Annotated in this window: 20 protein-coding genes; 18 read left to right on the forward strand and 2 right to left on the reverse strand. The window is 50.5% G+C overall.

Annotated elements, in window-relative coordinates; genetic code table 11:
• Positions 1 to 60: 60 nt before the first annotated feature.
• The 5 genes from atpG to murA all read left to right on the forward strand — a co-directional run bounded on the left by atpG (position 61) and on the right by murA (position 5449).
• The gene (gene atpG, locus ACSZLD_RS11335; protein WP_377909152.1) at positions 61 to 945 is read left to right on the forward strand and encodes an ATP synthase F1 subunit gamma; all 885 of its coding nucleotides are present in this window, start codon (positions 61 to 63) and stop codon (positions 943 to 945) included.
• 27 nt (positions 946 to 972) lie between these two features.
• Positions 973 to 2385, forward strand: coding sequence for a F0F1 ATP synthase subunit beta (gene atpD / locus ACSZLD_RS11340; RefSeq protein WP_377909153.1), 1413 nt, complete (start codon positions 973 to 975; stop codon positions 2383 to 2385).
• Positions 2386 to 2503: 118 nt separating this feature from the next.
• The gene (locus tag ACSZLD_RS11345; protein WP_168006024.1) at positions 2504 to 2896 is read left to right on the forward strand and encodes a F0F1 ATP synthase subunit epsilon; all 393 of its coding nucleotides are present in this window, start codon (positions 2504 to 2506) and stop codon (positions 2894 to 2896) included.
• A gap of 734 nt (positions 2897 to 3630) precedes the next feature.
• On the forward strand, positions 3631 to 3867 hold the full coding sequence (locus ACSZLD_RS11350) for a DUF1146 domain-containing protein (protein WP_377909154.1): 237 nt from the start codon (positions 3631 to 3633) through the stop codon (positions 3865 to 3867).
• Positions 3868 to 4114: 247 nt separating this feature from the next.
• Positions 4115 to 5449 carry a UDP-N-acetylglucosamine 1-carboxyvinyltransferase gene (gene murA / locus ACSZLD_RS11355; protein WP_444685223.1) on the forward strand — a complete coding sequence of 445 codons (1335 nt, stop codon included), beginning with the start codon at positions 4115 to 4117 and terminating at the stop codon, positions 5447 to 5449.
• 139 nt (positions 5450 to 5588) lie between these two features.
• Here murA and ACSZLD_RS11360 read toward each other — a convergent pair whose 3' ends face one another.
• A complete protein-coding gene (locus ACSZLD_RS11360; protein ID WP_444685224.1) occupies positions 5589 to 6479 on the reverse strand; it encodes a manganese catalase family protein in 891 nt (296 codons plus the stop codon).
• Between the two features lie 279 nt (positions 6480 to 6758).
• On the opposite strand from ACSZLD_RS11360, the gene ACSZLD_RS11365 reads away from it, so the two are divergent.
• The 13 genes from ACSZLD_RS11365 (at position 6759) to ACSZLD_RS11425 (ending at position 17181) form a co-directional block, all read left to right on the forward strand.
• Positions 6759 to 7754 (forward strand): rod shape-determining protein, encoded by a 996-nt coding sequence (locus tag ACSZLD_RS11365; RefSeq protein ID WP_377910394.1) that lies wholly within the window; start codon positions 6759 to 6761, stop codon positions 7752 to 7754.
• A gap of 24 nt (positions 7755 to 7778) precedes the next feature.
• The gene (locus ACSZLD_RS11370) at positions 7779 to 8570 is read left to right on the forward strand and encodes a flagellar hook-basal body protein (protein ID WP_444685225.1); all 792 of its coding nucleotides are present in this window, start codon (positions 7779 to 7781) and stop codon (positions 8568 to 8570) included.
• 17 nt (positions 8571 to 8587) lie between these two features.
• On the forward strand, positions 8588 to 9412 hold the full coding sequence (locus tag ACSZLD_RS11375) for a flagellar hook-basal body protein (protein ID WP_444685226.1): 825 nt from the start codon (positions 8588 to 8590) through the stop codon (positions 9410 to 9412).
• Between the two features lie 36 nt (positions 9413 to 9448).
• Positions 9449 to 9763 carry a DNA-directed RNA polymerase subunit beta gene (locus ACSZLD_RS11380; RefSeq protein ID WP_377910397.1) on the forward strand — a complete coding sequence of 105 codons (315 nt, stop codon included), beginning with the start codon at positions 9449 to 9451 and terminating at the stop codon, positions 9761 to 9763.
• A 41-nt stretch (positions 9764 to 9804) separates the two neighbouring features.
• Positions 9805 to 10233 carry a 3-hydroxyacyl-ACP dehydratase FabZ gene (gene fabZ, locus ACSZLD_RS11385; RefSeq protein ID WP_444685227.1) on the forward strand — a complete coding sequence of 143 codons (429 nt, stop codon included), beginning with the start codon at positions 9805 to 9807 and terminating at the stop codon, positions 10231 to 10233.
• A gap of 327 nt (positions 10234 to 10560) precedes the next feature.
• Positions 10561 to 10908, forward strand: coding sequence for a hypothetical protein (locus ACSZLD_RS11390; RefSeq protein WP_444685228.1), 348 nt, complete (start codon positions 10561 to 10563; stop codon positions 10906 to 10908).
• A gap of 35 nt (positions 10909 to 10943) precedes the next feature.
• Positions 10944 to 11120 (forward strand): hypothetical protein, encoded by a 177-nt coding sequence (locus ACSZLD_RS11395; RefSeq protein ID WP_444685229.1) that lies wholly within the window; start codon positions 10944 to 10946, stop codon positions 11118 to 11120.
• A 74-nt stretch (positions 11121 to 11194) separates the two neighbouring features.
• A complete protein-coding gene (locus tag ACSZLD_RS11400) occupies positions 11195 to 11353 on the forward strand; it encodes a hypothetical protein (RefSeq protein WP_168005937.1) in 159 nt (52 codons plus the stop codon).
• Between the two features lie 513 nt (positions 11354 to 11866).
• Entirely contained in the window at positions 11867 to 12211 is a 345-nt protein-coding gene (locus tag ACSZLD_RS11405) for a hypothetical protein (RefSeq protein WP_377910401.1), read from the forward strand.
• A gap of 56 nt (positions 12212 to 12267) precedes the next feature.
• Positions 12268 to 12471, forward strand: a complete 204-nt coding sequence (locus ACSZLD_RS11410; protein ID WP_444685230.1) for a hypothetical protein — start codon at positions 12268 to 12270, stop codon at positions 12469 to 12471.
• A 65-nt stretch (positions 12472 to 12536) separates the two neighbouring features.
• Positions 12537 to 14354 carry a C40 family peptidase gene (locus ACSZLD_RS11415; RefSeq protein ID WP_444685231.1) on the forward strand — a complete coding sequence of 606 codons (1818 nt, stop codon included), beginning with the start codon at positions 12537 to 12539 and terminating at the stop codon, positions 14352 to 14354.
• A gap of 535 nt (positions 14355 to 14889) precedes the next feature.
• Complete coding sequence (locus ACSZLD_RS11420; protein ID WP_444685232.1) at positions 14890 to 15753, forward strand: GNAT family N-acetyltransferase; 864 nt, start codon at positions 14890 to 14892, stop codon at positions 15751 to 15753.
• A gap of 39 nt (positions 15754 to 15792) precedes the next feature.
• Positions 15793 to 17181, forward strand: coding sequence for a sugar-transfer associated ATP-grasp domain-containing protein (locus ACSZLD_RS11425; protein ID WP_444685233.1), 1389 nt, complete (start codon positions 15793 to 15795; stop codon positions 17179 to 17181).
• A 42-nt stretch (positions 17182 to 17223) separates the two neighbouring features.
• Here the strand turns inward: ACSZLD_RS11425 and ACSZLD_RS11430 are convergent.
• Positions 17224 to 19029 (reverse strand): peptidoglycan-binding protein (locus ACSZLD_RS11430; RefSeq protein WP_444685234.1); only part of this gene is annotated, 1806 nt, incomplete at its 5' end.

Below are 19029 nucleotides of genomic sequence, written 5' to 3' on the forward strand. Positions count from 1 at the left end.
TAAAGACAGCGGGGGAGGCAGTCCTCCCCGGCTTTTCCGCAGTAAAGGTGGTGAAGAACGTTGGCATCTCTGAAGGATATTAAAACGCGGATCGGCTCCACGAAAAAGACAAAGCAGATTACGAAGGCCATGGAAATGGTTTCCGCTGCCAAGCTTAATCGTGCCCAGGGGAAAGCTGAACAGTTTCAGCCGTACCAGGCCAAAATCCGTGAGGTAGTCGCAAGCATCGCCAAGGGCTCTGAAGATGTGTCCCACCCGATGCTTCAGGAGAGACAGGAAATCCGCAAAACCGGCTACATCGTCATCACGTCCGACCGCGGACTTTGCGGCGCATACAACAGCGGACTTCTCCGTGAAACGTACCAGCTGATCCAGGAGCGTCACAGCTCCGAGGAGGAGTACGGTCTCGTCGTCATCGGAAAAGTCGGCCGCGACTTCTTTAAGAAGCGCAACATGCCGATCGTCCAGGAAATCGTCGGTCTCGCTGACCAGCCGGAATATGCAGAGATTAAAAATATAGCGGAAACAACGGTGCAGATGTTTACCGATGAAGTGTTTGACGAAGTGTTCATTCACTACAACCACTTTATCAGTGCGATCAGCCAGAAGGTAACAGAAGCGAAGCTGCTTCCGCTCACAAGCCTTGTAGAGGAGGCAGAGGAGCCGAAAGAGGAATCTTCCGGACGCCTTTCCTACCTGTACGAGCCGGATGCCGAAACGATTCTCGAAAAGCTGCTGCCGCACTACGCAGAAAGCCTGATTTACGGCTCCCTGCTCGATGCAAAGGCCAGTGAGTTCGGTGCCCGTATGTCCGCGATGCGCTCTGCAACGGATAATGCAGACAACCGCATCAGCGAACTGACACTCAGCTACAACCGCGCCCGTCAGGCAGCGATCACGCAGGAAATCAACGAGATCGTCGGCGGAGCCGCAGCACAAAGCTAAGACAGCTAAGGTGGAGGAGGAAAGACCATGATGAAAGGACGCGTCACGCAGGTTACCGGTCCGGTAGTAGACGTTCAGTTTGAGCGCGGCCACCTGCCTAACATTAACAACGCCATCACGATTTCCGAGAAGGCGCAGACAGAAGGCGAAGTCAGCATTGACCTGACGCTCGAAGTTGCGCTTCACCTCGGAGACGATACAGTCCGTACGGTTGCGATGTCCTCTACAGACGGACTCGTCCGCGGCACAGAAGTACTCGACACAGGTCGCCCTATTTCCGTACCAGTCGGGGATGTGACGCTCGGCCGCGTCTTCAACGTACTCGGTGAAAACATCGACCTCGATGAAGAAATTGCAGCAGACGCACCGCGCAACCCGATTCACCGTCAAGCTCCAGAATATGATGAGCTTCAGACGGAAACGGTTATTCTTGAAACAGGCATCAAAGTCGTAGACCTGCTTGCCCCTTACGTAAAAGGTGGTAAGATCGGTCTGTTCGGCGGTGCCGGAGTAGGAAAGACCGTTCTGATCCAGGAGCTGATTAACAACATCGCTCAGGAGCACGAAGGTATTTCCGTATTTGCCGGCGTAGGGGAGCGTACCCGTGAAGGGAACGACCTCTACTTCGAAATGAAGGATTCCGGTGTTATCAACCAGACGGCAATGGTTTTCGGCCAGATGAACGAGCCGCCGGGTGCACGTATGCGTGTAGCCCTGACTGGACTCACTATGGCAGAGCATTTCCGTGATAACGAAGGGAAAGACGTACTGCTCTTTATCGACAACATCTTCCGCTTTACTCAAGCCGGTATGGAAGTATCCGCCCTTCTCGGACGTATGCCTTCCGCGGTAGGGTATCAGCCGACACTCTCTACGGAGATGGGTCAGCTGCAGGAGCGAATCACGTCGACGAAGAAAGGTTCTGTTACATCGATCCAGGCGATCTACGTACCTGCTGATGACTACACAGACCCTGCACCAGCAACGACGTTCGCACACCTTGATGCAACGACGAACCTGGAGCGTAAGCTTTCCGAAATGGGTATTTATCCAGCGGTGGATCCGCTCGCATCAACATCCCGTGCGCTTTCTCCGGAAATCGTCGGCGATGAGCATTATGCGGTGGCACGTGAAGTACAGGAAACGCTGCAGAAGTACAAGGAACTCCAGGATATCATCGCGATCCTTGGTATGGACGAGCTGTCTGAAGAAGACAAGCTGACCGTATCCCGTGCGCGCCGTATCCAGTTCTTCCTGTCGCAGAACTTCCACGTAGCCGAGCAGTTCACCGGGCAGAAAGGTTCTTACGTGCCGGTTAAAGAAACAATTAAAGGCTTCCAGGAGATCCTCGAAGGCAAATACGACGACATTCCGGAAGATGCCTTCCGTCTCGTCGGCCGTATCGAAGAGGTTGTCGAAAAAGCGAAGCAGATGTCCTAATACACGGCCTCACGTCCGGCACGAGCTGCCGGCACGAAGCCATCAGCAAATCGAAGCGCCCGCTTCTGTCTCATGACAGAAGGCGGTCTTTCGAGAAGGAGGGTGACCGGTGAGTACGATGCAAGCGAACGTCGTCACTCCAGACGGCACCGTATTTGACGGAGAAGTGAACATGATCAGCGTGAGAACGATCGAAGGAGAGCTCGGCATCCTGCCGCGCCACCTTCCGCTCGTCACTCCGCTCGATATCGGACCAGTCCGCCTCAAGCAGGATGGCAAGGTCCAGCTCATCGCACTGAGCGGCGGCTTCATGGAAGTCCGCGGCGATGAGGTCAACGTGCTTGCTGAATCCGCAGAGCTGCCGTCTGACATTGATATTACCCGGGCCCGCGCCGCGAAGGAACGCGCCGAGCGCCGACTCCAAGAGGCGAAAAAGGAAAACATTGATTTCCGCCGCGCCGAGCTGGCATTAAAGCGCGCGTTGAACCGACTCGACGTCGCCCAGGGTTAAAAAGAAAACCGGACGCCTTACCAGGTGTCCGGTTTTTTCTATGGGCGGGCAGAAATGATAAGTTGCCCTGGAGAATGATAACTTTACGAGAGGAAATGAACAGATTTTCTGTATAGCGAACGCCGGATGATAACACTAATACGTTTCCCGGCCAGAATGAAAAGTTTAAGCCCCCAAATGATAAGGTTACGGCTCCGTTTAATAAGTTCGACGCCTGAAATAAAAACGTTCCGCTAAAACAGCGGGCGCTGAAATTCGCCGGATGGATGTCCGCCCGAGCATCCCCGAACCGCTGATCCAACCTCTCCATGAAAGAAAATATTCCAAACTTCCCGTAAAATATCCGATAAAGTGAAACGTCTCGAACCATAACTCGTCTAATGAGATGCAGCATCAGGATGAAACGCTTCCTTTGCCTCATAGAGCGGCTTCTTTCAGCAGATATTACAGTTTAATGACAAAAAGAGGGTTAAATTTGCTGAAAATAGTGAATGAGAGTATTAAGTCCTTTTTAGGCAAAATAGCGCTGTTTTCTGGCTTTTCTGTGCAACTATCAGCAAAATTGGCAAATGTGTCCGAAAATCGTTCCAAATACCTAGCATTTTCTTTCGATTTATGCTTAAATGCGGTTTTCGCCAGCACGATTTTTCGTTATGATAGAGTTTGTGCCAGTCTGGGGTTCGTGCAGACTTTCACAAGAAATCGCACAGCAGAGCGTATTCGGAGGGTATGAGATGATGTTTGAATCACTGGGACAGCAGTCACTGTTCAGCATTTTAATCAGTCTGATGGTGCTTGTCATCGTCTGGTGGTGTATCCAGTCCTTTCGATTTGATGTATTTGTCAAAGATCCTGACGGGATCAAAGTGAAAACATTGATGATTCTGACGACGCTTGCACTGACCCATCTGGTAACCGGATTTATTCTGAACTACCTGAACTGGGCAACATCCCTGCGCTATATGTTTTGACCGGCCGACTAGAGACCCGTACATATCAATCGTACGGCACCATCATGAACCGGGGAACATGCCGGCTGCATCAGCTACTATGATGCCGGAACAATGCATTGTTGTACAGGGGTACAGCATTGCTCTATCAACGCGCAGAAAAAAACAGCTTTAAAATGAACCAGACACTGTCTTTAAACGTTGTAATTAATAAGAAGCGGCACGACTACCAGTTGTAAAACGCAACATGGATACGGAGGGGAAAGCATTGGAAAAAATTATTGTACAAGGCGGCCAGCGTCTGAGCGGTTCCGTGCGAATTGAAGGAGCCAAAAACGCTGTACTGCCGGTTATCGCAGCATCGATTCTTGCCAGCAAGGGGACGAGCAACATTTACGACGTTCCGGCACTTGCAGATGTGTATACGATCAGTGAGGTGCTCCGCAATCTGAACGCTGATGTCGACTATAATGGATCGAATCACATTCAGGTGAACGCTGAACGGAATCTCGCAGTAGAAGCACCGTTTGAATACGTGCGGAAAATGCGCGCATCCTTTCTCGTTATGGGCCCGCTCCTTGCACGTGAAGGCCACGCCCGCATTGCACTTCCAGGCGGATGCGCAATCGGATCCCGTCCAATTGACCAGCATCTAAAAGGCTTCGAAGCAATGGGAGCGGAAGTGGAAATCGGCAACGGTTTTATCGAAGCGAAAGTGGACGGCCGACTTAAAGGCGACAAGGTCTATCTCGACTTTCCAAGCGTTGGCGCAACGGAAAACATTATGATGGCAGCCTCCATGGCTGAAGGCACGACGATCATTGAGAACGCGGCAGAAGAGCCTGAAATTGTCTGCCTCGCAACGTACCTGAACGCGATGGGCGCAAAAGTCCGCGGTGCCGGTACAGGCACGATCCGCATCGACGGCGTGGAAGAACTCCACGGTGCTGATCACACGATTATTCCGGACCGTATCGAAGCAGGAACGTACATGGCAGCTGCCGCCATCACCGGCGGCAACGTGCTGGTGGAAAACGTTCTGCCGGAGCATCTTCGTCCAGTCATTGCAAAGATGACAGAGATGGGTGTTCACATTGAAGAAGAGGGAACCGGCCTCCGCGTCATCGGACCGGAAAAGCTGAAGGCAGTCGATATCAAGACGATGCCGCATCCTGGCTTCCCGACCGATATGCAGTCGCAGATGATGGCGATGATGCTTATCGCAGAGGGCAACAGCGTGATCACAGAAACGGTGTTTGAAAACCGCTTCATGCACGTGGAGGAATTCCGCCGCATGAACGGAGATATTAAAATTGAGGGACGTACGTCAATCGTAAACGGACCAGTTGCACTGCAGGGAGCAGAAGTAGCCTCTACGGACCTCCGCGCAGGTGCTGCACTCGTTCTCACAGGTCTGGTCGCAGAGGGCCGGACGCGCGTGACGGAGCTGAAGCATATTGACCGCGGCTACGTTGGCTTTACGGAAAAGCTTCTCGCTCTCGGTGCAGACATTGAGCGAGTAGAAGATATGGAAGAAGCACAGCACGAAGAAGCAGCGGCTACGGTTGAAGCGTCAGAGGAAACAGTCAGCTTTAAGGCGTAATTTCATTCATACCGCACTTATTCAGCAAGAGCCCGGGCCAGGTGCCCGGGCTTTTCATTTCCCGGGAAATATTGCCAGGAACAGCACAAAAAGAGCCAGACGAGGTGCATCACCCCCGTCTGGCTTCTTTTTCGTGCGTTTACATGCGGTCCTGCAGCTTTTTCGCGATGTCATAGAAATAATCAACGTCATAGCCTGGTGCGAATTCTTCCGTCTTCGCTTCGAAGTCCGGCTTTTCGCCGCCCTCCGGCATGCCGATTTCCACTTCCAGCGGCTTGCCGTCATCCGGATGGTTCCCGACCCATATTTTATCAATATCCCGGTAGTCGTCCGGACTGAACGTAAACAGTTTACGGTGCAGACCCTGCATTTCAAATGCTTCTGCTTCTGCATATTTACTGTTATCGAGATCCGGGATCGGCATCATCTTCTTCACATCGACGCCGGTCAGCTCTTCAAGGGCTTTTGCGTAAGCGAGCGTATGCACACCCCCGCGCACAAGCAGATAGCCGATCATTTCCCGGGCCACCGGATGGCTCGTCATTTCATAGACGCGCATTTTATGTGTACGGGCTCCGCACTCCAAGAAGAAATTGTGGAGAAGGTCCAGCACGAGTGTACCGCTGTTAAATACATAGTCGCCCTGCCAGGGGATGTTCATGGAGTTACCGGGGATGCTCGTCTGTGCGTTGACGATAAAGTGGTGGAGGTTCGGCCCGTCCAGGCCGTTTGCAAGCGGAGCATCCGGGTCCGGACTGTCATCCGTTGCGCCTTCCATGAGAGAGTTAATCGTTGCGGAAACGAGCTCTACGTGGCCGAGCTCCTCACCGGAAATACTGCTGATCAAATCATAAAACGGCTTCAGCTTCTTTTTGCGCCGGAAGTTAAAGGACTGGGTCATGTAGTTCATCAAAGTCGACATTTCGCCAAAACGTCCGCCCATCAGCTCCTGAACGGCTGCCGCGGCTTTCGGATCTGCTTTGTCAGGGGTCGGAAGATCAATTTGCAGCTTGTCAAAACGTTGGAACATCATCTTCACTCCTTTGTAGGTTATCAAGCACGAACGGTTTACTAGTACCCGATCTTTCAATAAGATAACAAAATGTTCAGAAAATCCATCTTTTGGCATAGATGCCAATTTTATTTCCAAGCAGCCGCAGACGGAACGAAAGACCCGGGTATTTCCGATAAAAGAAATAGCTGTCGATTCCCGTCTTATGGTAAAATGATAGAATGAGCGGATTTGTATGCACGCATGCAAATCCTGTCTAAAGAGCGGGAGTACATATTTCTTAGGAGGCTTAGCTACATGTTTGGACGAGATATCGGGATCGATTTAGGAACTGCTAATGTATTGATACATGTGAAAGGCCGGGGCATCGTTCTCGATGAACCGTCTGTTGTTGCCATTGAAACCGGTTCCGGGCAGGTGCTCGCAGTCGGAGAAGAAGCGTTTAACATGGTAGGCCGCACGCCTGGAAACATTGTCGCGATCCGTCCGTTAAAAGACGGGGTTATCGCAGACTTCGATACGACAGAAGCGATGCTGCGGCACTTCTTGCAAAAAATCAACATGCGTGGCTGGTTTTCCAAGCCGCGGATTTTAATCTGCTGCCCGACAAACATCACCTCCGTCGAGCAGAAGGCGATCCGGGAAGCGGCTGAAAAAAGCGGCGGCAAGCAGATTTATATGGAAGCAGAACCAAAAGTAGCTGCTGTTGGAGCCGGGATGGACATCTGGCAGCCAAGCGGTAACATGGTCGTCGATATCGGAGGCGGTACGACCGATGTTGCGGTCCTGTCAATGGGAGATATCGTCACAGCGGAATCGATCCGTGTAGCTGGCGACCGCTTCGATCAGGACATTTTAACTCACATTAAAAAGAAGCATAAGCTCATGATCGGCGAACGTACGGCCGAGCTGATCAAAAAAGAAATCGGCACTGTTTCCCCCGAGGGACGCGAAGGGGATATGGAGATTCGCGGCCGGGATATGGTCACCGGACTTCCGAAAACGATCACTGTGACAGCCCAGGAAGTCAAGCAGGCGATGTCAGAATCCGTTTCCCACATTGTGCAGGCAGCAAGAACGGTACTGGAAATTACACCTCCTGAACTTTCTGCCGATATTATAGACAGAGGAATTACGATCACAGGCGGAGGAGCGTATTTGCACGGTATTGATGAACTGCTGAGTGAAGAGCTGCTCGTACCCGTTTTTGTCGCAGAAGAACCGATGCAGTGCGTCGCAAAGGGTACCGGAATTTTACTCGAGAACCTCGATAAAGTCCGCCGCAACCGCTGATCCAATAAGGAGGAATCTGTCACGATGCTGAGAGGACTTTACACGGCGGGGGCCGGCATGATCGCCCAGCAGCGCCGCCAGGAAATGCTGACTAATAATATGGCCAATGCCGAAACGCCCGGATATAAAGCCGATCAGGCTTCGATGCGGACATTCCCGAACATGCTTCTCGAAGCAAGAGGAGGAAACGGCCCGCACGGCCGGATCGGAGCGCTTGCTACCGGCGTCTACATGCAGGAGCGGACGCCGAATTTCCGCCAGGGCGACGTGCAGGAGACGGGAAACAGTCTCGATGTGGCGCTGCTTGAAGGGACGCTTCCGGAAGGAGCCGCGCTCATGTTCGAAACGGCTTCAGAAGATGGGGCGCGTTATACGCGGAGCGGCAGCTTTACGGTTGATGCAGAAGGCTTTTTAACGACTCCTTCCGGTAACTACATACTGGATACGGACGGAAATGAAATAGAAGCCGGCAGCGAACAGATCACGATCACGCCTGAAGGCCAGGTGCTCGACGCTGATGACAATGAGATTGCCCAGCTGAGCATCGTGGTGATCCCGGAAGCGGCCCAGCTCGTTAAAGAAGGCGAAGGACTGTTTGCATATGAAGGAGAGGAAGCAGCGGTAACGGCAGTCGGCAACGAAGAAGCGCCGTATACGCTGGAGCAGGGCTTCATTGAACGATCCAACGTTGATTCAAGGCAGACGATGACGGAAATGATGAACATGATGCGAACGTTTGAAGCAAATCAAAAAATGCTGCAGGCCTATGATCAGAGCCTGGAGCGCGCCGTGAATGACATCGGCCGCGTTCAGTAGCGAAAGGCAGGGAATTCATGAACCAGTCGATGATAAATTCAGCGGTGACGATGGGCCAGATTCAGTATAAACTCGACAACGTCGGTCACAACCTGGCTAACTCGGATACGACTGGCTTTAAGCGCAGAGACACCTCCTTTGCCGATCTGATGTTCCGCCAAGTGCAGAATCAGCGCGTCGGACCTTATGAAGAAGGGCGGGACACGCCGGCCGGGATCAGACGTGGCAGCGGCGCCGGTGTCGCCCAGACTGCGATCCGCTTCGAGCAGGGGACGCTGCAGCAGACAGGACGGGATCTCGATACAGCGATCACGGAACCGGGCTTTTTCTTTGAGCTTGCGGCAGCCGATGATGGAACACGCCGGTTTACAAGAGACGGCGCGTTTTACCTCAGCCCCGCGGGAGACGGCACGAATCAGCTAGTGAACGGGGAGGGCGAGTATGTTCTCGCAGCAGACGGAACCCCAGCAGCGATTCCTGAAAATCATTCCGGGTTGCGGATTGATGAAACGGGTGGTATCTTTGTAACGGATGAAGACGGGACGGAAATCGCAGCCGGAGCGTTGCAGACGGTTGAAATTACGAAGCCGCAGCTGCTTGAACAGCAGGGCGCAGGCATCGTCTCTTTCCCGGATTTAGAGGAGCTTGGCGTCGCTGAAGCCGACGTTCTCGCTGATGGAAACGGGGCACAGGTCGTCCAGCAGCAGGCGCTTGAGATGGCAAACGTGGATACCGCGAAGCAAATGAGTGATATGGTCGCCGCGCAGCGCCACTATCAGTTCAACGCCAGCGCTGCAAACATGACCGACCAGATGATGGGAATGGTCACGAACCTGCGTTAACAGGAACAGCTTGAAAGACAGGGAGCATCGATACGTATGAATGATGAAACCAAATACCGCACGTCCAGCGGAAAAGAGGAACAACAGCACAACAAGCCGGCAGAAGAGCCTGCGGTAAAGGAAAAGAAGCAGCGCGGCGGGTGGTTCTGGCGGCCGATCCGCTGGGTGCCGATCTGGCTTCGTATCGTGCTCGCACTTGTACTGATCGCCGTATCGGCTGTCGTCGGCGCGATGATCGGCTATACGATCATCGGCGAAGGGACCGATCCGATGGAAATTTTCGAGCCGGAAACATGGCAGCATATTTATGATATTATTTATGGAGACACAGAGGGTGACGGCGGCAGCTGACACCCTTTTATGCGTCAAACGAACCGAAAGGATGGATACATATGCTTTCAACAGAAGAAATAAAAGAGATCATTCCGCACCGCTATCCCTTTCTGCTTATCGACCGGGTTTTAGAGGTCGAAGAAGGGAAGCGGGCAGTCGGTCTGAAAAACGTAACGGCCAATGAAGAATTTTTCAACGGCCACTTTCCGGACTATCCGGTGATGCCCGGCGTGCTCATCATTGAAGCGCTCGCTCAAGTCGGCGCAGTAGCTATTTTAAAGAAGGAAGAAAACCGCGGCAAGCTGGCATTTTTTGCGGGGATTGACGGCTGCCGGTTTAAAGGACAGGTGAAGCCGGGCGATCAGCTGGAGCTGGAAGTAGAAATCACACGGCTGCGCGGGCCAGTCGGCAAAGGAAAAGCCCAGGCCAAGGTCGACGGCAAGCTCGTGGCAGAAGCCGAGCTTATGTTTGCGCTGGGAGACAGCTGAATAAAAGGGACGAAAGCCGGGGACGCTCCCCGGCTTTTTGCGTACCAAATTCCATCAACGGTAAACAGAATGCGGAGGAACGTACCGGAAACCGAACTGATACAGGGAAGAAAGCAGGCGGGCTGGTGAACCGGAATGACTGAAAAAGAACCTGCTGCCGCTTTTCTGAGACTTTGGTACTTTATGAGAGGAATGTGGGAGATTGTCCAATCCCGTTTAGATGCGTTTTACTGAAGAGGGAGAAGGTAATAGACAGAACAGAGCGGCCGGGAGAGAAGAACCGGCGCCTGTGATAAAAAACGCAATTATTCCAAGGAGGAATTCATAATGAAGAAAAAGATGATGATTAGCGCACTTTCAAGTATGTTCGTAATCGGTACACTCGCAGCGTGCGGAGATAACGCTGAAAACGACCCAGCCAACGACCCAGCCGGTAACAACGGCATGGAAAACAACGGTATGGAGAACGACATGGAAGATGACGGTTTGGAAAACAATGATGGTATGGAAGACAACGGCATGGAAGATGATGCCGAAGATAACATGGAAAATGACGGCATGGAAGATGACATGAATGACGATGCCGAAGATAATGGCATGAATGAAGATATGGATGACGACATGGAAGATGACATGAATGACGATATGAACGATGAGGACAACGAAGACTACTAAAATCGAGTCCTTTTCACACAAATGAGGGAACGCATATGAAGCGTATATCCGTTGTCACCTTTGCTGCAGCAGCCCTGCTTACGCTGGCTGCCTGCGGTGACGGAGCCGAAAATCTGGAGTCGGAAAACGTCAATGAAGATCCGATGATCGATAATGATGCTGACATGAACGAAGGTCTCAACGAACCGGTCAATGAAGCAGATGAAACGTGATGGTTCATTCACCGGGTTGTTTACAGCCCGTTGAGATAAATTATTTTCTTAAATTCTACAAAGGAGTGGTAAACATGAAAAAGAAACTGATGGTTACAGCACTTGCATCAATGTTTTCAGTCGGAGCACTTGCCGCCTGCGGAGATATGGAAGGAAATGAAATCGAAAACGAGCCAATGGAGAATAACGGCATGGAAAACGACGGTATGGAAGATAACGACGCGGATATGTAACACCTTTGAGCCTCTCCTATTGTGGAGAGGCTTTTTAGTTTGTTCGGAAAGGGCTGTCCGGTGATTTCCGCTGCTCGGGTAAAAACATAGCAGCGGGTCACCTCGATAGATGCGGGAGCTGGCTCCGGGCTTTGGGAAAGTGTTTAACTTTTGCCGCAAAAGCATTAACCTCGGCGGGCAAATGTTCACGAGCATCAACGTAAGACTGTTATAACGAAAAAAGCATTAGTTGCAGCGGCAAAATGTTCAACTTTCGCAGACAAAACGTCACCTTTATCAAAAGCAGGAAAGCAAAGTTTCCATCACTGCTTTCTCAGCATGCGGTGATTCGTACACTTTCCCACGATTGAACGTGCATTTTTTCACAACATTGTCGCAGATCGTGGAACAGTTTGCAAAACACACAGAATCTATTGAAGCAGGTACTTCTGCACGGTATGATAACCTCAGTCCACGCAGGACATGCGGCGGATGAGCGTGATAATCAAGATCCAAACTCAGGAGGAATTAACAATGAAGAAAAAGTTAAGCCTATCTATTCTTACAAGCGTATTTGCAGTTGGAATGCTCGCAGCATGCGGCGGCAACGATGCGAACAATGGTCTTGAAAACGATCCAGCTGAAAACAACACGACTCCAGTCGAGGATAACGCAGATGTAGAAGACAACATGGAGAATGATCCTGCAGAGAACAACATGGAAGAAGATCCTGCAGAAGAAAACAACGCGATGAATGAAGAAGACAATATGGAGGAAGACCCTGCAGAGGATAACATGGAAGAAGATGACGCCATGAACGAAGAAGATCCTGCAGAAGATAACATGGAAGAAAACGAAATGGAAGAAGACGCTGAGTAAGCTCAGCTGTTTTTCTCCCCCTGCGTCTTAACCCCTTTTGACGCAGGGGGTTATTTGTGTTTAAAACGAATGTTTCAAGTGCCCTGGGTGCGTCTGCATACCCAATTAACCGCCATAATCAAACCTCAAAATCAGCAACAAATTTCCTGTTTTTAGGCGCTCGAGAATTTTCTGAAAATGGGACGTTTGGAACTGTTAAGACCTGGTCTAAATCACCGATAATAGAAGAGGTTTTATCTTTTCATATATATTTTGATTGAGTTCTATGCCAATTTATGTCGCTCAACTGATGGAATTTTCGTAATAGCTGAAGGAGGATTGCCGAATGAAAGTGGAAATGAGCAGTGTCAGAACAGCCGTCGTCTCAACAGTCGCAGCCACCGGGGTGATGTTTGCCGCTCCAGCCGTAACAGAAGCAGCTTTTGGAGATCAGACGCTTCGAGTCGGGATGTCGAACAGTGATGTCAGCACCCTGCAGGAAAAGCTTAAAGAAAAGGGCCACTATACATACACCGTAGATGGCGTCTTTGGGCCTCTTACCAGACAGGCAGTCATGGATTATCAGCGTGCCAACAACCTGCAGGTGGACGGGATCGCCGGACCGCAGACGTTCGGAGCACTGGGCACGTCAAGCTCCTCTAGCTCCAGCAGCAGTTCGAACAGCTCCAGCAGCTCGTCAGGCTCCTCCTCCCAGAAGAGCATTTCCAGTGCTTCAGCTGCGCAGATGAACGCGTCACAGGTGCTGCGTCCGGGATCTTCCGGCAGTGCAGTAGAACAGCTGCAGATCAATCTCGGCAAAATTGGCTTTTATAAGCAGTCGCATACGACGGGAAGCTACGGTAATTCGACGCGTGACGCCGTCCGCGACTTTCAGCGTGCTCGCAATCTGTCTGTAGATGGCATTGCCGGACCGCAGACGCTTGGCCAGCTGAATCGGGAAGTGAACGCTTCCTCAGGCTCTTCTTCAGGTAGCTCTTCATCCGGAAGCAGCTCCACGATTTTACGATCTGGTTCATCCGGAGAACAGGTGCGCAATCTGCAAAACCGTCTGAAGGAGCTGAACTACTTCAGCGGCAGCGTAAACGGCAGCTATAATTCTGCGACCCAGCAGGCTGTCCGCGATTTTCAGCGTGCTGCCGGTATCGGAGTGGACGGAATCGCCGGACCGCAGACGTTCGGTGCTCTTGATAATGCAAGTCCAAGAAGCTCCGGCTCATCGAGTAACACATCGTCCGGATCATCCAGCTCCGGAAGCTCGACGAGTACCGCAACGCTTCGCTCTGGTTCAACAGGTGAGGCAGTTCGTTCACTTCAGAGAACTCTGACGGACCTGAACTATTACAGCGGGCCGATTTCATCGACGTTCGGACCGCAGACACAGCAGGCTGTCCGTGATTTTCAACGGGCTGCAGGAATCGGCGTGGACGGCGTTGCCGGACCGCAGACGTTTCGTGCGCTCGAGAATGCCAGCCCGAGAAGTTCGTCCGGAAGCAGCGGCGGCAGCAATGCCTCAAGCGGTTCGTCTTCGAATACGGTGCTCCAGCATGGTGCCCGAAACGATAACGTGCGTGAGCTGCAGGACCGCCTGAAAGCAGCCGGATTTTTCTCCGGGACTTCAACCGGCTATTTTGGGGATGTTACAAAGCGCGCCGTGACACAGTTTCAGCAGCGCTGGGGACTGACGGCTGACGGCATTGTTACTACATCAACGTGGAACAAGCTGGAGGAGGTTTCCTCGATCCACCAGGGCAACGCAACACCAGGAAGCTCAGGCGGAGGCTTTAATGTCACCAACCTGATTGCTGACGCTTCAGCGCTGATCGGCGTGCCGTACCGCTGGGGCGGTACGACAACAGCCGGCTTTGACTGCAGCGGCTTTATCCAGTACGTGTTTAAACAGAACGGCAAAAATCTGCCGCGAACCGCTGCGCAGCAGCATGCAGCCGGTTCACACGTTTCAAGCTCGAACCGACGCGTCGGCGATATCGTCTTTTTCGAAACGTACACGTCCGGTCCGTCCCATAACGGGATTTACATCGGAAACGGCCAGTTCATTCATGCCGGCAGCTCTACAGGCGTTACGATCGCAAGCCTGAGCTCCAGCTACTGGAGCCAGCGCTACCTCGGCACACGCCGCCACTAAAATAAGAACCCGCAGCGCATAAGCGCCGCGGGTTCTTTGTTCATTACGAAGTGAACCAAAAGGAAAAGGCAGCCATGCACCTTGGGACGGAGGTGCAGACTGCCTTATTCCTTCGCCAGAATAACTAAGTATTGCCGGCATTTTTTCTATCAAAAATGATAGGGGGGAGAGATGAAAGTGGTGGTTTCAACTCTTAGTAGAGGTGTTCCCCGGGACGGGGGTTGTTAAACATAAAACGATAACTTTTTACGAATTATTTTTAAAGTTTCTTGGAGCGCTGCTTGTGATCGTTTAAAAACAGAGAACGTTGGGGAAGAAAGAACCACTTTAAAGCTTGTTCACAAGCTTCAAAGCACCTGTCCAGTCGGCACGGGCGAAACGCTTCAAGCTGCGTATGACAGCCGTGTTTCTCTCCGGGGAACCACCCTTATGTGGTAAACGATGATCCCATCAGCTAAACACCGTATCTCTTCCTGTCATTTCCTGAATCCGCTATACTGGATAGAGAAACCTTTGAAGCAGGGAGGCAGCTTGTATGATGGACTATTCGATCCGGACGCTTACATTTGAGGACATTGACCTCTACCGAAGCATGGATACCGGTATAGAGGATGATTATGTCGCCCGTATATTTGAGCGGCTGACGGGCGGGCGAAGTGAAATGTACGGCTTGTTTACAGATGACAGGCTGATCAGTACCGCCGGTTATACGGTCTTTGCAGGCCGCTACGCGATGCTCGGGCGTTTACGGAGTGACAGGCGCTATCGGGGCCGTTCGTTTGCGACAACGCTCATGAGCCACGTTAAAGAGGAAGCGCTCGCGCAGCCTCACATTCACTGGGTCGGCGGCAACACTGAAGAACAAAACACCCCTGCCAGAAAAGTACTGGCCAATATTGGACTGAATCAGCAGGCTACCTTGCAAATTGCTGCTGCCGATGATGTGAGCGAACTTGCAAACGGTCATACACCGTGGCAGGAAATAACGGAAGGCGATCGAAAACGGAGCTGGCTCCGCGAAACGTTTCTGGAAGCAGGCGGGGTTTTTCCATACGAGTGCTACTATCCGTTTCCGGCGACAGATGCTCTCTTCAGTCCTGAAAACCTGAACACGTGGCGCTTTTACGAAAACGCCACAGGAACCCGCTACATGCTGACGAAAATCGATACGAAAGATCGCTCGTATCTGCACGTCGTCTACCCGTGGAACGACTACGACGATCAGCCGGGGCTGTGGGAAACGATTGCCTCTGCGCATGTACAGAGCGAGCAGCAGCTGCAGGAGCCGCTTCAGGTGTGGCTCGACATCCAGGAAGCCGACGCACTGCCGTCTGAGCATCCCTTTGAGCTGCGGTCGAGATGGACGCTGTATGGGACAAATGGACTTAAAGGTGTATAATCATAGATGATTTTTGTTAAAGAAAGGATTGTGGAGTAAGTGGAGAAAAATAACAATACATTTTCGACATTAGGAATACGAACAGATGAACCAGCTTTTAAACGATATCAAGAAGCTGGCTTACTTGAAGAGATAGATGAAACATTCTTACAAGAAACCGTTAAAACATATTGGGAGCCTTTTCTAGATGAAGAAGTTGATACCTCCATTCATGCTGCATTCCAAAACGTCTCTGGATATGCTGAAAAAAGAGTAGTTCCTCAAAGGGTAATGTGGGATATTGTTATGCCTTTTCTTAACGACATGTCGATGAAAGACAGCTATAGTGATAAAAATTTATATGATATATTATTCCAAGCAGAACGATCTCCCGAGACATATTTAAAGCGAATTGACTATAAATACTACAATGGACACAATCGACCGTTATCGAGGCAAGAGGCTGAATCCATTATGTTGAAAAGTAAAGAAGCTATTGTAAAGCCTAGCAATCGAGATAATGGTATGGGGATTAAAAAAATAAGAATTTCGAACAAATCTCTGTATACTGGAGATAAAAAGATTTCCTTGAAGGAATTGGAAAATGAAGTGGGCTCCCATTTTATCGTTCAAGAAGTAATAAAACAACATCCGGTTATGGCTGAACCGCACCCGGAGTCAGTTAATACCTTAAGGATGGTTACACTGAGGTGGAATAATGAGATCCACTATTGTTTAACATTTGCTAGATTTGGTACGGGGGGAGCTGTTCAGGATAATGCCGGCACGGGAGGTGTGTGTGTCGGCATATCTGATGATGGGGAATTTCTTAAGCAAGCCGTAGATGAGCATGCTCACGTAATGAAAAAACATCCTACAACAGGCTTTGATTTTGAAAATACAAATCATGTCATTCCTAATTTTGATGAGTATATTCATTTTGTGAAGAAGCTTCATGAAAAAGTACTTCATCATCACTTTGTATCGTGGGACATTGCGGTAGGGAGTGAAGGTGAACCCATATTCTTGGAGGCTAATTTTAGAGGAGCGACTTGGTTATATCAACTTGCTTCGCAGAAACCGGTTCTTGGCGACTTTACTACCGCTATATTTGAAGAAATAGCTAGATTAAAGGCTTCTAAGGAAATTGATCTTTTGAAAGTAAGCCCTTCAGCGGCAACTAGTAAGAAGAAGATAAGAAACCTACGTAAACGAGTACGCCGATTAAAACAGGAAATAGAATCCAAAGAACATGAGATTCAAAAGATTGAAATGAACATAAACAATTTGGAACAATCAGTTTCTGAATTGAATAAGAAAAAGAGAAGCCAAAGAAAGAAAATTAAACAATTGCAGCAAGAAATTCAAGAGTGGAATAAATGGAAAGAGGATTTAATCAACAGTAAGTATTGGAAAGCCTCCGCTCCGCTAAGAAAAGTATTAAAGTAAAACGAAATCCCACCCCCTGACTTTTCAGGAAGTGGGATTTGTTTAATTAAAATATTGGATGAACCCGTCTCGAATTGCTTCTGCTGCACGCTGGCGATATGCGTCAGAGCGCAGCTTTTCCGCATCAGGGGCGTAATCCTTAAAGCCGATTTCAAGCAGTGCGCTTGGAATCTGTGTCTCGCGAATCACGTGGTAATTTCCGTGATCCACTCGGCGGTAATGAGTCCCCATCTTCGCAACCGTATTGTCCTGCATCACGTGAGCGAGTCTTTCGCTGTTTGATGCCTGGAAGCGGCTGTGCCAGAACGTTTCCGTTCCTCTGGCCGAACCATTAAATACGTTCGTGTGAACACTTAGAAATGCATCTGCGCCGGAGCGGTTCGCGATAAACGCCCGCTGGCTCAGTGATAGGAAGATATCGGTGCGGCGAATCATAATCACTTCAGCACCTGCTGCACGAAGCAGTTCTTCCGCACGAAGACTGATATCAAGTACGACATCCTTTTCCCGCATGCCGCCGCCAATGCCTCCCGGGTCCTGAGCGCCGTGGCCGGCATCAATAATGACCGTGCGGCCGGCAAGCGGTCCGGAGCTTGCTGGTGTTTTCGTAGCCAGTTGTACATACCCGGCAGAAACGTAGCCGGTTTTATTGCCATCATAGCGGATCTGGTGCCAGCTGTTGGCAGATCCGGAGCTGTGTGTCGACAAAATTTCAACTCGCGTGTTCGAGCCTAGGTTGTCTAAAATACCGTGTGACGTTCCTGGACCGGAGCGAACGTTTAAAGAAGAACCGTTCGTATAGGCAACCTGGTGTGAGCCGTTGAAATCTCCGCCAGGATCCGGAGCAGCGCTCGTATCGATAAAGCTGCCGGATACGAAAGCAGTGCCGCCGTTGAAGCTGATCTGATACCAGCCGTTTTGTTCGCCGACGATTGTAACAACTGTACCGTTAGCTAATGATCCAACTACTCCAAAACTCGTGCTTGGACCGCTGCGAACATTTAATGAAGTCGCAGTCACGACTCCCGTCATCGAAACATCTTCAAGCATCGTGGAGATCGTTTCAAGCGTTGGATCATCGCCAATTCCGTTTACGACAAGACCGTTATCCGCTTGAAAGTCCCTAACAACTCCTGCGGTTACAGAGCCATACCCTGTGGAAGGGTTAGAAGGGAAATTGCCATATCCCAATTTTGTCAAATTCAGCTTTAGTTCTCGAACATGGTCTCCTCGTTGCCCATTTGAGTAAGGAGAATTCAATGTGCTTTGAATTCGATCTAATGTTTGTTGATCGGGCATACCTGTAACACTCATGCCATAATACTGTTGGAAATCTTCGACTACACTCATTGTCACCGAACCGAAAGCATTTGATGGGGTCGATGGAAAGTTACCAAAACCAAGTGTAGTCAAATTCATTTTTAATTCGCGGACGTGTTCTCCGCGAGCACCATCATAAAACGCGTTTAATTCTTCTGATATTATATGAAGCATGTTATCAGTTGGTAGTCCTGTCACATCAAGTCCATATGCTCGCTGGAAGTCTTCCACAACGCCCATCGTTACCGGTCCGAACGCATTCGACGGACTCGATGGGAAATTGCCGAATCCTAAATTAGTTAAGTTTATTTTTAATTCACGAATGTATTCACCACGAGCGCCATCATAAAACTCACCTACAAAAGTAGAGGTTGAAGGTTTTAGTTCTTCAGAAATCAGCTGAAGCATTTCTTCTGTCGGCAGGCCGGTTACTTCCAGGCCGTAGGCCCGTTGGAAATCTTCCACGACGCCCATCGTCACCGGTCCGAATGCATTCGACGGACTCGATGGGAAGTTGCCAAACCCAAG

Source organism: Alkalicoccus luteus (assembly GCF_052061695.1).
Classification (GTDB): domain Bacteria; phylum Bacillota; class Bacilli; order Bacillales; family Salisediminibacteriaceae; genus Alkalicoccus; species Alkalicoccus luteus.

What these genes read in the sequence shown, in the direction of transcription:
- atpD (WP_377909153.1), top strand. Translation starts at nt 973, where the DNA reads ATGATGAAAGGACGCGTCACGCAGGTTACCGGTCCGGTAGTAGACGTT.
- ACSZLD_RS11345 (WP_168006024.1), top strand. Translation starts at nt 2,504, where the DNA reads ATGCAAGCGAACGTCGTCACTCCAGACGGCACCGTATTTGACGGAGAA.
- ACSZLD_RS11350 (WP_377909154.1), top strand. Translation starts at nt 3,631, where the DNA reads ATGATGTTTGAATCACTGGGACAGCAGTCACTGTTCAGCATTTTAATC.
- ACSZLD_RS11360 (WP_444685224.1), bottom strand. Translation starts at nt 6,479, where the DNA reads ATGTTCCAACGTTTTGACAAGCTGCAAATTGATCTTCCGACCCCTGAC.
- ACSZLD_RS11365 (WP_377910394.1), top strand. Translation starts at nt 6,759, where the DNA reads ATGTTTGGACGAGATATCGGGATCGATTTAGGAACTGCTAATGTATTG.
- ACSZLD_RS11370 (WP_444685225.1), top strand. Translation starts at nt 7,779, where the DNA reads ATGCTGAGAGGACTTTACACGGCGGGGGCCGGCATGATCGCCCAGCAG.
- ACSZLD_RS11375 (WP_444685226.1), top strand. Translation starts at nt 8,588, where the DNA reads ATGAACCAGTCGATGATAAATTCAGCGGTGACGATGGGCCAGATTCAG.
- ACSZLD_RS11380 (WP_377910397.1), top strand. Translation starts at nt 9,449, where the DNA reads ATGAATGATGAAACCAAATACCGCACGTCCAGCGGAAAAGAGGAACAA.
- fabZ (WP_444685227.1), top strand. Translation starts at nt 9,805, where the DNA reads ATGCTTTCAACAGAAGAAATAAAAGAGATCATTCCGCACCGCTATCCC.
- ACSZLD_RS11390 (WP_444685228.1), top strand. Translation starts at nt 10,561, where the DNA reads ATGAAGAAAAAGATGATGATTAGCGCACTTTCAAGTATGTTCGTAATC.
- ACSZLD_RS11395 (WP_444685229.1), top strand. Translation starts at nt 10,944, where the DNA reads ATGAAGCGTATATCCGTTGTCACCTTTGCTGCAGCAGCCCTGCTTACG.
- ACSZLD_RS11400 (WP_168005937.1), top strand. Translation starts at nt 11,195, where the DNA reads ATGAAAAAGAAACTGATGGTTACAGCACTTGCATCAATGTTTTCAGTC.
- ACSZLD_RS11405 (WP_377910401.1), top strand. Translation starts at nt 11,867, where the DNA reads ATGAAGAAAAAGTTAAGCCTATCTATTCTTACAAGCGTATTTGCAGTT.
- ACSZLD_RS11415 (WP_444685231.1), top strand. Translation starts at nt 12,537, where the DNA reads ATGAAAGTGGAAATGAGCAGTGTCAGAACAGCCGTCGTCTCAACAGTC.
- ACSZLD_RS11420 (WP_444685232.1), top strand. Translation starts at nt 14,890, where the DNA reads ATGATGGACTATTCGATCCGGACGCTTACATTTGAGGACATTGACCTC.